The sequence below is a fragment of the Kribbella sp. VKM Ac-2569 genome (genome assembly GCF_004216905.1).
Taxonomy (GTDB): domain Bacteria; phylum Actinomycetota; class Actinomycetes; order Propionibacteriales; family Kribbellaceae; genus Kribbella.
Genome location: NZ_SGXJ01000005.1, coordinates 169,247 through 183,163 on the forward strand (window position 1 = coordinate 169,247; position 13,917 = coordinate 183,163).

The following is a 13,917-nucleotide window of genomic DNA, read 5'->3' on the forward strand; positions in this document are numbered from 1 at the left end:
GTCAGCGGACTTGGTGAACGTCCTTCACCGGCTTCCCGTTGATGGTCACGTTGTCGAAGGACAGAGCCGCGTGGTGGACCGTGCTCGGCTGGTCGACTGTGAAGGTGCAGTCGACCAGCCGGAAGTCCTCGATCCGGGAGTTCCGGTAGCCGCGGAGCAGCAGCGCATTACGTGCGTGCTCGACCTTCACACCGCGCAGTTCGACGTTTCGGACGTACGGCGTGAGCGGTCCGGCATCACCCTCGCCGCGGTGGAAGTTGCACTGGACAACTTCCTTCAGGACATCGGAGACCGTGATGTCGCGCAGGTAGACGTTCTCCACGAAGCCGCCGCGGACCGCATTGGTCTTGATGTACAAGGCGAAGTACGGTCCGCCGATCCGGCAGTTGCGGACGTACACGTTGCGGATGCCGCCGGTGAGGTCCGAGCCGAGCGTGATCGCGCCGTACTTGACCCGCAGCTCGCAGTCCTCGATCAGCACGTCCTCGGTCGGTACGTCGACCCGTAGGCCGTCCGCCTCGCGACCGGACTTGAGCGCGATGCAGTCGTCGCCGGCGTCGATGACACAGCCGGAGACGACGACCGAGCGGCACGACTCGAGGTCGATGCCGTCGTTGTTCGGTCCCTGCGAGTCGATGACCAGGTCGCGGATCGTCACGTTGCGGCAGAGCACCGGGTGAATCTGCCAGAACGGTGAACGGACGACGGTCACGCCCTCGATGAGCACGTTGGTGCAGTTGTACGGCTGCACGAAGGACGACCGCAGCCGGTCGCCGGCATCACGGTCTGCCAGCGGTACGCCGTACCAGCTCTGCTCGCGTAGTCGCTTGAAGTCCTCGTCGCACTCGTGGAACCACTGCCACCACGTGTCCCACGATCCTTGCCCGTCGAGCGTCCCGGTGCCGGTGATCGCGATGTCGGTGCAGCCGTTCGCGTAGATCATCGGCGAGTGGTTGAGCACCTCGAGACCCTCGTACCGGGTCTCCACGACCGGCAGGTAGTCGGCCGGATCGGTGCTGAAGAGCAGCGTGGCGCCCTCGCTGACGTGCAGCTCGACGTACGACAGCAGGTGGATCTTTTTGGTATGCCATTTGCCGGGCGGTACGACGACGCGACCGCCACCGGACTCGTGGCAGGCCTGGATGGCGGCCGCGATCCCGGGACCGGCGTCGCTTTCGACCGCGCCGTACGACGTGATCGGGAAGTCGACGGCAGGAAAGGCGGGTGGCCGGACGTCGGCCAGGATGCGATCGACTTCAGCCCAGCCGACGGTCACGTGAGCTGCGCCGGATCCGTGATGAGCTGACCGTTGACGTGGAAGTTCTGGAACGTCAGCTCGGTGTCCTGGATCGAGCTCGCGGCATCGATGCTGGTATATGTGCAGTCGATCACGCGGAAGTCCTGGATCGGCGACCGAGGGTACCCGAAGATCGAGAACGCGTTCCGGGCGTGACCGACGTTGACGTTGCGCAGCTCGACGTTCCGCACCCGCGGTGTCAGCGGGCCGACGTCGCCCTCGCTGCGGTAGAAGTTGCAGGACACGACTTCCTTGGTGAGGTTCGAGATGTCGAGGTCGCGCAGGTAGATGTTCTCGGCGAAACCGCCGCGGACCGAGTTCGTCTTGATGTACAGGCCGAAGTACAGGTTCGGGCTGCCGATCGTGCAGTTGCGGACGAACACGTTGCGGACACCGCCGGTCATCTCGCTGCCGATCGTGATCGCGCCGTACCGGATGTTCAGCGTGCAGTTCTCGATCAGGATGTTCTCCGACGGCACGTTCACGCGCAGACCGTCGGCGCCGCGGCCGGACTTGATCGCGATGCAGTCGTCGCCGCAGTTGAACGTGCAGTCGTGGATGTGGACGTACTGCGAGCTCTCCGGGTTGACGCCGTCGTTGTTCGGGCCGCGGCTGTCGATGTGGAGGCCGCGCACGGTGATGTTGCGCGACAGCACCGGGTGCACCTCCCAGAACGGCGAACGCAGGATCGTGACGCCCTCGATCAGCACGTTGCGGCAGGACTGGGTCTCGATGAACGCGGCGCGCAGGTGGTGGCCGGCGCCGAACACGCGGTCCTCGACCGGTACGCCGTCCGCCGCCATCTGCTGCAGCGCCTGGGCGTCGGGGCCGGACGGGGTGACCCAGGACCACCAGTTGTCCCAGGTCGCGCCGCCGTCGAGGGTGCCGTTGCCGGTGACGGCGATGTTCTCGCAGTTGCGGGCGTAGATGAGCGGCGAGTAGTTCATGCACTCGGCGCCCTCGAAGCGGGTCAGTACGACCGGGAGGTACTGCGCCGGGTCGGTGCTGAAGAGCAGCGTGGCGCCGTCGGAGACGTGCAGGTTGACGTTGGACTTCAGGTGGATCGCACCGGTCAGGAAGGTGCCGGCGGGTACGACGACGCGTCCGCCGCCGGAGCGGTGACAGGCGTCGATGGCCTTCGCGATCGCGTCCGTGGCGAGGGTCGTGCCGTCGGCAATCGCCCCGAAGGTGGTGATCGAGAAGTCGCGGGCGGGGAACTGCGGTGGACGGGTGATACGCAGGATCTCACCGACGTACCCCCAGCCCGGGCCGGGATCAGAGGCGGCCGCCACCTCGCCCGCGGTGGTTGCCTCCGCCGGGGCGGCGCCGGTGGCGAGGCCTGCGGTTGACGCCGCTGCTGCTGCGGCGCTCATGCGGAGGAAGTTCTTACGGCTCAAGTTGTCCATGGGGGCTCCTTCAGTTGTCGACGCGGGCGCCGTTGATCCAGACCTGGTCCAGGCGCAGTCCCTCGACGTTCTCGATCACGTTGTCCTCGGTGATCGCGTCGAAGCGGCACTGGTGCAGCTGGATGTCGCGTAGCGGGTCGTCGGTGAGGCCGAGCAGGTTCAGGGCACGCGGCGCGGACGCCACGGTGAGCTGGCTGATCGTGATGCCGTGCACGTCCGGCGGGTACGCCCCGGTCGTCACGTTCGCGTAGTTGAGCACGATCTCGATCGCCGAGTCGGCGGCCTGCCCGACCGTCACCCGGCGTACGTCGATGTTCGTGATCGTCCCGCCGCGGGCCGGGTTGCTCTTGATCCGGATCGCGCGCTCGAGGTGCGGGCTGCTCATCCGGCAGTCGCGGACGAAGATGTCCATCACGCCGCCGCTGGTCTCGCTGCCGGCCGTCACGCCGCCGTTCCCGTCAGCCATCTCGCAGTTCCGGACGACGGCGTACCGGGCCGGTACGTTCACCCGCCGGCCGTCGGCGTCCTTGCCGGACTTGAACGCGATGCAGTCGTCACCGGTGGAGATCGTGCAGTTCTCGATCAGTACGTCGGTGCACGACTCCGGGTCGATGCCGTCGTTGTTCGGTCCGTCCGGGCTGTCGACGGTGACGCCGCGGATCGTGACGTTGCGGCAGAGCACCGGGTGGATGTTCCAAATCGGCGAGTCCTTGACCGTGATGCCGTCGAGCAGCACGTTCTCGCAGCGGTTGAACTGCAGCAGGTTCGGCCGGAGATTGTGACCCGCGCCGAACACCCGCTCCTCGACCGGAACGCCCGCCGCGGCCATCTGGATCAGCAGCGTCTTGTCCGGTCCCTCGTTCGGCGGCGGTCCGCCGGTCCAGTCCCACCAGTGCGTCGCGTCGGCGCGTCCGTCGAGCACGCCCTGACCGGTGACCGCGATGTCGCGCTGACCGTACGCGTATACGAAGGCGGAGTAGTTGTAGCACTCCGTCCCCTCGTAGCGCGTTGCGACGACCGGGAGGTACGCCGCCGGGTCCTGGCTGAACGCCAGTCGCGCACCGGCCTCCAGGTGCAGGTCGACGCGGCTGAGCAGGTGTACGGCGCCGGTCCGGTAGTCACCCGCCGGTACGACGACGTGTCCGCCGCCGCGCCGGTGACAGGTCTCGATCGCCGCGCGGAGTGCCGCCGTACAGTCGGTCGCATCGTCACCGACGGCGCCGAAGTCGGTCACGTCGTACCAGCGGTCCGGGAAGCGCGGCGGGCAGATCCGTTGCAGGATCGCGACCACTTGCGCGTCCGGTGCGGTTTCGGCGGCGGCCGGGGCGGTACCGCCGCCGAGCAGGGATCCACCGGCGAGAGCAGCTCCACCGGCGAGCAGGACAGTACGGCGACTAACGGGGGCGGTCATCCGCGGCTCCTTGAGTGCAAACGATTGCAACCGATCGTGCCTGTCGCGCGTTGGACTGTCAACGGGTGGCTGTGGACAAAGACTTTGACCGCCCCGAAATCTCTTGGATACTTGCGGGCAAAGCTTTACCTCATCCGTCCCTGAGGAAGGTTCTCCGCCCATGCGCCCCACTCGTCGTCAGCTGCTAGGTGTCTCACTCGGAGGAGTGGTTGCTGCAGGCATCGGACTGCCCGCGGCCGCCGCTGATCAGGAGGCTCTCGTCAGATCGCGGATCCGGCCGCCGCGGTTCCGGGACGCCTGGTTCCCGATCACGGCGTACGGCGCGACGCCCGACGACGCGACAGCCGGGATCGCCGCGGCGATCTCCGCCTGCCATCACGCCGGCGGCGGGCATGTCGCCGTACCGCCGGGGGTGTGGCAGACCGGTGCGATCAACCTGCTGAGTCACGTCGACCTGCACCTGGAGGAAGGCGCGACGCTGCGGTTCAGCACCGACCCGGCGGCGTACCTTCCCGTCGTGCGGACCCGTTGGCAGAGCGTCGAGGTGTACAACTACTCGTCGCTGATCCGCGCCGAGAGGCAGACCGACATCGGCATCACGGGTAAGGGCACGCTCGATGGCGCCGGCGACAACGAGCACTGGTGGTACCTGATCGGCAGCGGTCAGTACGGCTGGCACACGGGCCTGCCGAACCAGCGCGCTGACTGGGGCGAGCTGGAGCGGATGAACAATGAGCAGGTCCCGGTCGAGCAGCGTGTCTTCGGCGCGGGGCACTACCTCCGTCCGAGCTTCATCCAGCCGTTCCGGTGTACGAACGTGCTGATCGAGGGCGTGACCGTCAAGGACTCGCCGATGTGGACGATCCATCCGCTCGAGTGCCGCAACGTGACTGTCCGGGGCGTCACGGTCAGCAACCTCGGCCCGAACGGCGACGGCTGCAATCCGGAGTCCTGCACCGACGTACTGATCCGCGACTGCACGTTCGCGACCCACGACGACTGCATCGCGATCAAGTCCGGCCGGGACTCCGACGGCCGCCGGCTCGGGCTGCCGTCGCGAGGGATCATCGTGGAGGACTGCACGTTTCTCAGCGGTGGCGCCGCGGTCGCTGTCGGTAGTGAGATGAGCGGCGGCGTCGAGGACGTGTTCGTACGCCGTCTGTACGCGCCGGCCGATCCGGCCGCGGACGAGGCGTACCTGCAATGGCTGCTCTGCGTGAAGTCGACCTCGACCCGCGGTGGCTATGTGCACAATGTCGATGTCCGCGACGTGGATTCGCGGGCCTGGATGTATCGTCCTTTGGAGGTTACTTTCAGCTACCAGGGAGGTGGCGACCAGTCGCTGTTCCCGGACGTGCGCGACATCCGCTTCGACCGGGTCCGGGTGGCCCGCGCCGAGCGGGCGTACCGCATCGTGGGAGCGGAGACGAAGCACATCACCTCGGTGGCGATCACCGACAGCCGGTTCGACGAGGTCGCGGCGGAAGCTGTCGTACAGTACGCCGACGACGTGACGATCCGGAACGTGCGGATCGGCCAGACGTAAAGGGATCACAGGGCTGAGGGGAAGACAGTGGCGGAACGGGTTCGGTTGATCGACGTCGCACGCGAGGCCGGCACCTCGGTCTCGACGGTGTCGCGGGCGCTGAACGGTTCGGACCTGATCTCGCCCGAGGTGGTCGCACATGTGCGCGCGGTGGCCGGCCAGCTGGGGTATCGCGCCGACAAGCGGGCGCAGGAGTTCAAGCTCGGCCGCCCGCTGACGGTCGGCGTGACGGTGCCGGACCTGACGAACCCGTTCTTCTCCGAGGTCCTTAAGGGCCTCAACGCCGCCGCCCGCGCCGGCGGGTACCGGCTGCTGATCGGCGAGAGCAGTGAGGACCCGGCCGAGGAGCTGCGACTCGTTGACGAGCTCGTCGACTACTCCGGCGCGTTGGTGCTCTGCAGTTCGCGACTGACGCGGGCCGGCCTGGAGAAGGCGCTGGCGCAACCGGTGCCCGTGGTCTGCATCAACCGCACCGTGAAGAACGCCGGCGTGGTCGCCATCGACTACCGCGCGGCCTCGCGATTGCTGCTCGAGCATCTCACTGGTCTCGGCCATCGCCGGGTGCTTTATGTCGGCGGTCCGGCCACCTCGTGGTCCGACGGGGAGCGCCGTCGGACGTTGCGTCGTACGGCGCGTGCACTTGATGTGACTTTGGACGAGGTCGACGGGGGCTGGTCCGGCAACCACGGGTACGACGCGGGTCCGACCGTGCTGCACAGCCGGGCGACCGCGGTGATCACGTTCAACGACCTGGTCGGGATCGGCCTGCTCAGCTGGATGTACGACAACGGCGTCGAGGTGCCGTCCGAGCTGTCGGTCGCGTCGTACGACGACATTCCGATCGCGGCGTACTCGCGGCCGCCGTTGACCTCGTTGCGCAACGAGCGGGCCAAGCTGGGCGAACTGGCCTGGGAGCAGCTGACGAAGAGGCTCGGCGGCGCCGACTGGCCCGCGCCGGACCTGCTCACACCGGAGCTCGTGGTGCGTGCCAGCACCGGCCCGGCTCGGCGGCGGGCCCGGATCCGGGCGAGCTGAGGCCCTGCGCGCCAACTCGTCGCGTTTGGCCTCTGCGCGCAATTGCCTTTGTGCAAACGATTGCACGAGTGTCGTTGCGTCGGTTAGCGTTGGCGCATGCTGCCGCCACATGTCGTGCTGGGGACGGCCTACTACCCGGAGTACCTGCCGCGCTCGCTCGGTGATCGGGTCCCGACCGACCTGGACCTGATGGTTGCGGCCGGCATCACCGCCATCCGTGTCGGTGAGTCGGTCTGGTCGACCTGGGAACCACGGGACGGCGTCTTCGACCTCGAATGGATCCGCCCGGTACTCGACGATGCTCGCGACCGCGAGATCGGCGTGATCCTCGGTACGCCGACGTACGCCGTACCGCCGTGGCTGCAACGCGCGCACCCGGAGATCGCGGCCGAGCGGCACACCGGCGTACCGGTGCCGTGGGGGATCCGGCAGGAGATCGACTACGGGCAGCCCGCGTTCCTGTTCCATGCGGAGCGGATGGTGCGGCGGATCGTGGAGCGGTATCGCGATCATCCGGCGGTGATCGGGTACCAGGTCGACAACGAGCCCGGTGTTCTGCTGGCCCACAACTCGGCCGCGTTCTCGGACTTTGTGGCTCGACTGCGTCGGACGTACGGCGAGGTCGAGGCGCTGAACGAGGCGTGGGGGTTGACGTACTGGTCCCATCGGTTGAGCGACTGGTCCGAGTTGTGGCGGCCGGACGGGAACAGCACGCCGTCGTACGACCTGGCCTGGCGGCGCTTCCAGGCGGCGCGGACTTCTGAGTTCATCGGGTGGCAGGCCTCGTTGCTGCGGGGGTTGCGGCGGCCGGGGCAATTCGTGACGACGTGTCTCGCGTACGACCGGCCGGCGGTGGCCGACGTACCGCTGACGTCGCAGCTGGACGTTGCGGCGGGCAACATTTATGTCGACGTCCAGGACGGGTTGGCGCGGCCTGGGGATCCGTCGCGGGTGGAGCCTGGGTGGATCGGGCGGAGTGTTGCCGAACTGTTCCTGGCCGCGGATCGGGTCTACGGGTCGCGCGGGGAGCCGTTCCTGGTCACCGAGACGAACGCGACGTCGATCGGCGGCTCGCACCAGAACCGGCCGCCGTACGACGGGCAGCTCCGGCAGCTCGCATGGGCGATGGTGTCGCGGGGTGCACGGATGGTCGAGTACTGGCACTGGCACTCGATCCATCACGGGGCGGAGACGTTCTGGGGCGGGATTCTCGGGCACGGGTTGGAGCCAGGTCGGGTATACCGCGAGATCGCTGCGATCGGAGCCGAGTTGGCGGCGGCCGGGTCGTCGGTGGTGGATCTGACGCCTGATGTGGACGTCGCGGTGCTGTGGTCGAACGAGAGCGACTGGGCGATGCAGTGCCAGCCGCCGTTGGCGACGCGGGGCGGTATACCGGACAAGGCGTCGTACCGGACGATCGTGGAGGCCTTCTACACGGGGATTCTGGATGCCGGGTTGCGGCCCGGGGTCGTTCCGGTCGAGCGGCTCGAGGCTGCGTTGGCGGCTCCGGTGGTTGTTGCTGCTGGGCTTTACGTCGCGTCGGACGCTGTGCTGGATCGGTTGGTCTCGTACGCGCGGGACGGCGGGCATCTGATCGTCGGGCCACGGACCGGGTATGCGGATCTGGAGGCTCGCCCGCGCGCTGAGGTTGCGCCGCCGCGGTTGCGGGAGGCGGCCGGAATGGCATACCAGGAGTTCGAGAACCTGGAGTCGGCGATGCCGGTGAGCGGGTTGGACGGGCATGCCACACGGTGGGCGGAGACGTTGCTCGTGGGCGATGCCGACGTACTGGCGTCGTACGAGCATCCGACTGGACGCCGGCCGATCGTCACTATCAAGCGGTTCGGTGCTGGGCGGGTGACGTACGTCGGGACGGTGCCGGATCGTGCTTTGGCTGCGGCGCTGTACGGGGAGTCGCGGTTGTGGGCTCCGTCGGTGACCGCGCTGTCGGCGGTGAACGCGGCGGGGGAGCGACTGTGGTTCGTCCACAACTGGTCGGGGACGGCGGTGGTCGTCGAGCCGCCGATGGCTGTTGTGCCGCTCGTGCCCGTGGAGTCGGGGCAAGTCACGTTGGCGCGGGTTGAGTTGGGGCCGTGGGATGTTCGGGTGCTCAAGGAGGCGCAGTGAGGTACTTCGAGGATCTGACTCCGAGCACTGGGGCGCGGGAACCGCGGGCGTGGTTGCGGTCGTCCCGGCCGCGGCTCAGCCTCAACGGGCGCTGGAACTTCAAGCTCTGGGAGAGCGCGCCGGATGGTATGCCAAAGGTCGAGGCGGACTGGGGCGAGTTGACCGTTCCCGGGCACTGGGTACTCCAGGGACACGACCGACCGCGGTATACCAACACCGCGTTCCCTTTCCCGATCGATCCGCCGTACGCGCCGGACGCGAACCCGACGGGCGACCACGTCCGGACGTTCGAGCTGCCGGACGACTGGCCGATCGACGGCGCGGTACTGCGGTTCGAAGGCGTCGACTCGTGCTTCAAGGTCTGGGTGAACGGCGTCGAGGCCGGGACCGCGAAGGGGAGCCGGCTGCCGAGCGAGTTCACGGTCGGCCACCTGCTGCGGCCGGGACGGAACACGCTGGCCGTGCGGGTCCACCAGTGGTCGTCTGGTTCGTATCTCGAGGACCAGGACATGTGGTGGTTGCCGGGCATCTTCCGGGACGTGACTCTGCTCGCGCGGCCGTTGATCGACGACGTCTTCGTACATGCGTCGTACGACCACCTGACCGGCGCCGGGACACTGCGAGTCGACGTCGCGTCGGGACCCGCGCCGGGTGCGGTTGTGCGGGTGCCGGAGCTTGGGGTGGTCGTTGAGCCTGGGGTGCCGGTGACGATCAGTGGGGTCGAGCCGTGGTCGGCCGAGCTGCCGCGGCTGTACGACGCGACGGTTGAGGTGCCGGGGGAGACGGTTGAGCTGCGGATCGGGTTCCGAACCGTGGCGATGGTCGACGGGCTGTTCACCGCGAACGGACAGCCGTTGTTCTTCCGCGGCGTGAACCGGCACGAACACGACGAACGGCGCGGCCGGGCGATGACGGTCGACGCGATGCGGCAGGACCTCGTCCTGATGAAGCAGCACAACATCAACGCCGTACGGACCGCGCACTATCCACCACATCCCGCGTTCCTGGACCTGTGCGACGAACTCGGCCTGTGGGTCATCGACGAGTGCGACATCGAAACGCACGGTTTCATCTACACCGACTGGCGCGGCAACCCGGCCGACGACCCGGACTGGGGGCCGATGATGCTCGACCGGATGCGCCGGATGGTCGAGCGCGACAAGAATCATCCGAGCGTGGTGATCTGGTCGCTGGCCAACGAGAGCCACCGCGGCCGGAACTTCGGCGAGCTCGCAGCCTGGACGCGGCAGCGGGATCCGGAGCGCGCGGTGTTCTACGAGCGGGACCGGACGTACGAGTTCTCGGACTTCTACAGCCTGATGTACCCGCTGCTGGAGGACCTCGAGGCGATCGGGACGCGGACGGAGGACGTGCCGGAGGAGACCGCGGAACACCCTTCGCTCGAGGCCAGGCGGCGCGCCCTGCCGTTCATCCTCGCCGAGTACGCCCATGCCATGGGCAACGGTCCTGGTGGGTTGGCCGACTACCAGCGGATCCTGGAGCACTACCCGCGCCTCCAGGGCGGCTTCCTCTGGGAGTGGATCGACCACGGCCTGCTGTTGCCCGGCGCAACCGACCACGTCTACGGCGGCGACTTCGGCGAACGCCTCCACGGCACCAACTTCTGCATCGACGGCCTCCTCTTCCCCGACCGAACCCCGTCCCCAGGCCTCACCGAATACAAGAAGGTCCTGGAACCAGTACGCATAACCGGCCCCGACCCCCTGACCATCCACAACCACCGAACCTACACAGACACCACCGACCTCCAATTCCACTGGACTCTCGCCCAGGACGGCCAAGAACTATCCACCGGCCACCTCCCCCTCCTACCAATCCCCCCAGGCCAATCCACCACCATCCCCCTCCCACCCACTGCAAGTGCTGTTTCTGCGGCACCTTCTAATGGAGAGCGGGTGCTGACCTTGCGTGCGGTGCTGGCGAAGGACGAGGCGTGGGCGACTGCGGGGCATGAGGTCGCCTGGGCGCAATTCGTGCTGGACCAACCCGCCGAGGAACCTGCTCCTGTGGTGCACAGCGCTCCCGTGGTGGACACCGGAGACGTGCTGACACTCGGTGGGGGTGAGTTCGACCGTCGCACCGGCAAGCTAATCCGCCTGTTCGGGCAGGTCGTCGACGGACCCGAGCTGGACCTCTGGCGTGCCCCAACCGACAACGACAACGGCCAGGGCGGCCGGAACGGCGTAACCCAGGAATGGCGCGCCGCCGGCCTCGACCGACTGCTACACCGAGTCGACGCCGTGGATGTGCAGGACAACGAGCTAATCGTGCGCACGAGAGTCGCCCCCGAAGGCCTCGGCGTCAGCGTGCGTACGACGTACCGCTGGACCGCAAACGAACACAGCCTCCAACTGACCGTCGACGTACAGCCGGAGGGCGAGTGGGCCGGCACAGCGGTCACCCCACGCTGCGGCAGCTGGCCGCGCGTCGGCGTACGGCTGGTGCTGCCCAAGGAGCTGGAGAACGTGCAGTGGTACGGCGGCGGTCCCGGTGAGGCGTACGCCGACAGCCGCGAGGCGGCCCGCGTGGGACGGTACGCACGCACCGTCGACGAGCTGCAGACACCGTACGTCGTACCGCAGGAGAACGGCTCCCGCATCGACGTACGCTGGGCCGAACTGACCGATGCCAACGGCAACGGCTTCCGCGTGACCGGTACGCCGCACTTCCAGCTCACCGCCCGCCGCTGGACCACCGAGGACCTGGAACGCGCCCGTCACCGCTCGGATCTCACGCCTCGCGACCACATCTACCTGAACCTCGACCTGGCCCAGAACGGCCTGGGCTCAGCCTCCTGCGGCCCACCCGCCACCCAGCAAGACACCCTCGAAGTAGCGCCGTACACCTTCACGCTCAGGTTCCACCCATACAGTTGAGAGCTGCACCGAATCTCCTTGAAAATAAGGGGTTGTGGCTTTGAAAACTGTCGGTGGGGGTGTCTAGGCTTTGATGCATGGAGAAGCTGGCTGAGTTGATGAGCGATGCGGAGCTGGAGCGCGCTCTCGACCAGGCCGACGCCGACCTGGCCCGGATCGAGACTCGCCGGTTGCGGATCATCGCGGCGATGGACAAGTCCGGGTACGCCGAACGGGTCGGTGCCCGGGACATGGTCCAGTACGTGGAGTTCCGCTACCGCCTCGACCACTCCCGCGCCTACCGCGACGTCCGCCTGGCCCGTGTCCTGCCCAAGTATGCGGCGGTCGTCGCCGCGCTGCCCGACCCCGATGTGCCCGACGACGGTTCGGTGCCTGAGGTGCTGTTGCGGCCGGCGCAAGCCGAAGCGATCGTGACCGCCCTCGAAAAGGTCCCGACAACGGTGCCGGTCGCTGATCTGGAGTTCGCCGAAGAGGAACTGGTCCGCCTCGGCCGGCACTTGTCGCCGGCCGATCTTCGTGCGGCCGCCGAGCAGTCCCGCGACATCCTCGACACCGACGGCCCCGAACCCGAAGAAGACAAGGCCGCCGCCCGCGAAACCTTGACCTTGAAGACCGCGGACCGCGGCGTGAAGTTCACCGGCTACCTCGCCAACGAGAACGCCGAACTCCTCCGGACGCTCATCTTCACCGGCGCCCGCCCGCACAAGACCATCGATGGTGAGCGCGACCCCCGCTCCCGCGAAAAGCGCCAGGCCGACGCCCTCAGCACCACGTTGACGCTGGCCGCCACCGCCCTCGACGCCGGCACCCCCTCACCCACCATCCTCCGCCCCACCACCAAACCAGCCAGCTCTACGGAGGCCGGTTCTACTGGTTCTCCGGACGGTGGAGCAGAGGGTGCTGCGGTAGGCGGTCGGGCCGGTGGCGTGGGTGGTGACGTGGTGCCTGGGTTCGGGTCGAAGGCGAACCTCACCGTCACCATCGACTTCCAGGACCTCAAGGCAGCGACCGCGGACGCGATCGGACAGACCGTCTACGGCAACGGACTGTCCGCGGCCACCATCCGCCGCCTCGCCTGCGACGCCAAGGTCATCCCGATCGTGCTCGGCTCCAACTCCGAACCTCTGGACGTCGGCCGCTGCGAACGCCTCGTCACCAAGGCGATGCGCCGCGCCCTGAACACCCGCGACCGCGGCTGCGTGGTCTGCAATGCACCGCCAGTCATGTGCGACGCGCATCACCTCATCTCTTGGATCGACGGCGGCGACACCAAGCTCAACAACCTGGCGCTGGTCTGTCGCCGCCACCACACCGACCTGCACCACGGCCACTGGACCGTCACCATCACCAACGGCCAAGTCCACGTCACCAGACCCACCTGGGCCGACCCACCACCCCGCCATCCACACAAACCACCGGGCGAGTCCCCCACGCCCTCGGACCCATCGGAGCCATCGGACGGCGGACCCACGTCCACCGGAGAGCCAAAGCCCCAAATCTCAACCCCACAAGATGATCCGTGGGGTGAGACCGCCGCGCCCGCAACCGGCGTGCCGGGTGTCAGACCGAGCCGCTGGCACGCCGACGAACTGACCCGCGCGGAAGCGGCCCGGTTCGCGGTCTGGGGTGAGCGCGCCCCGAACGACTCCGGTGCCGGCCCGCCATCCTTCGCGACGATCTGACCCACCGGGCGTGCATGATCCTCGGGCTGGCCGCCAGCCCCGTCGCGCGCGTCCGGGGCGCGCCGTGCATGGGACGTGGCGTGCCGGGACGTGGCTGGGCCCAGGATGTCTCGTCGTTCACACCGTGTCGGCGTACGTCTGGTTCTCGTGACGGGCTCGGGCGGCTTCGATGTCGGGGACGTGTTGTTCGGCCCAGAGCCGTACCGCGCGAAGCGGAACGAGGAGGGAACGTCCTAGGGGTGTCAGGGCGTATTCGACACGTGGCGGGTTCTCGGCGTACTCGTGCCGGCTGATCAGGCCGTCGACTTCGAGGGAACGGAGGGTCTCGGTCAGGACCTTCGGGGTGATGCCCTGGATGTGTGCCTTCAGGTCGGTGAAGCGGCGCGGGCCGTCGGCGAGGGCGTTGACGACGAACACGGTCCAGCGGGCGCCGATGCGGTGGAGCACGGTTCGACTCGGACAGGTCGCCGCCATCACGTTGTACGCCTTGCCCATGGGTGCTCCCAGTTCCGTTGA

The 13,917-nt window shown here is 67.9% G+C and carries 9 protein-coding genes; 5 read left to right on the forward strand and 4 right to left on the reverse strand.

Annotated features, from left to right (window positions below):
* Position 1: 1 nt before the first annotated feature.
* From EV649_RS31785 to EV649_RS31795, 3 genes are read right to left on the reverse strand one after another with little or no spacing between them, the layout of a single operon-like run.
* Positions 2-1,276 (reverse strand): glycoside hydrolase family 28 protein, encoded by a 1,275-nt coding sequence (locus EV649_RS31785; RefSeq protein WP_130387351.1) that lies wholly within the window; start codon positions 1,274-1,276, stop codon positions 2-4.
* A complete protein-coding gene (locus tag EV649_RS31790; protein ID WP_130387352.1) occupies positions 1,273-2,703 on the reverse strand; it encodes a glycoside hydrolase family 28 protein in 1,431 nt (476 codons plus the stop codon). The genes EV649_RS31785 and EV649_RS31790 overlap by 4 nt, the downstream gene beginning before the upstream one ends.
* Positions 2,704-2,713: 10 nt before the next feature.
* Complete coding sequence (locus EV649_RS31795) at positions 2,714-4,114, reverse strand: glycoside hydrolase family 28 protein (RefSeq protein ID WP_198682805.1); 1,401 nt, start codon at positions 4,112-4,114, stop codon at positions 2,714-2,716.
* A 160-nt stretch (positions 4,115-4,274) separates the two neighbouring features.
* Here EV649_RS31795 and EV649_RS31800 point away from each other — a divergent pair, with 160 nt between their 5' ends.
* The 5 genes from EV649_RS31800 to EV649_RS31820 all read left to right on the forward strand — a co-directional run bounded on the left by EV649_RS31800 (position 4,275) and on the right by EV649_RS31820 (position 13,401).
* A complete protein-coding gene (locus EV649_RS31800; protein WP_130387353.1) occupies positions 4,275-5,660 on the forward strand; it encodes a glycoside hydrolase family 28 protein in 1,386 nt (461 codons plus the stop codon).
* Positions 5,661-5,687: 27 nt separating this feature from the next.
* The gene (locus EV649_RS31805) at positions 5,688-6,695 is read left to right on the forward strand and encodes a LacI family DNA-binding transcriptional regulator (RefSeq protein WP_130387354.1); all 1,008 of its coding nucleotides are present in this window, start codon (positions 5,688-5,690) and stop codon (positions 6,693-6,695) included.
* A gap of 96 nt (positions 6,696-6,791) precedes the next feature.
* On the forward strand, positions 6,792-8,822 hold the full coding sequence (locus EV649_RS31810) for a beta-galactosidase (RefSeq protein ID WP_130387355.1): 2,031 nt from the start codon (positions 6,792-6,794) through the stop codon (positions 8,820-8,822).
* The gene (locus EV649_RS31815; RefSeq protein ID WP_130387356.1) at positions 8,819-11,719 is read left to right on the forward strand and encodes a glycoside hydrolase family 2 TIM barrel-domain containing protein; all 2,901 of its coding nucleotides are present in this window, start codon (positions 8,819-8,821) and stop codon (positions 11,717-11,719) included. Before EV649_RS31810 ends, EV649_RS31815 begins: the two co-directional genes overlap by 4 nt.
* 77 nt (positions 11,720-11,796) lie before the next feature.
* Positions 11,797-13,401, forward strand: a complete 1,605-nt coding sequence (locus EV649_RS31820) for an HNH endonuclease signature motif containing protein (RefSeq protein WP_130387357.1) — start codon at positions 11,797-11,799, stop codon at positions 13,399-13,401.
* A gap of 117 nt (positions 13,402-13,518) precedes the next feature.
* On the opposite strand, the gene EV649_RS31825 is transcribed toward EV649_RS31820, so the two are convergent.
* Positions 13,519-13,896, reverse strand: coding sequence for a helix-turn-helix domain-containing protein (locus EV649_RS31825; protein ID WP_130387358.1), 378 nt, complete (start codon positions 13,894-13,896; stop codon positions 13,519-13,521).
* Between the last annotated feature and the right edge of the window lie 21 nt (positions 13,897-13,917).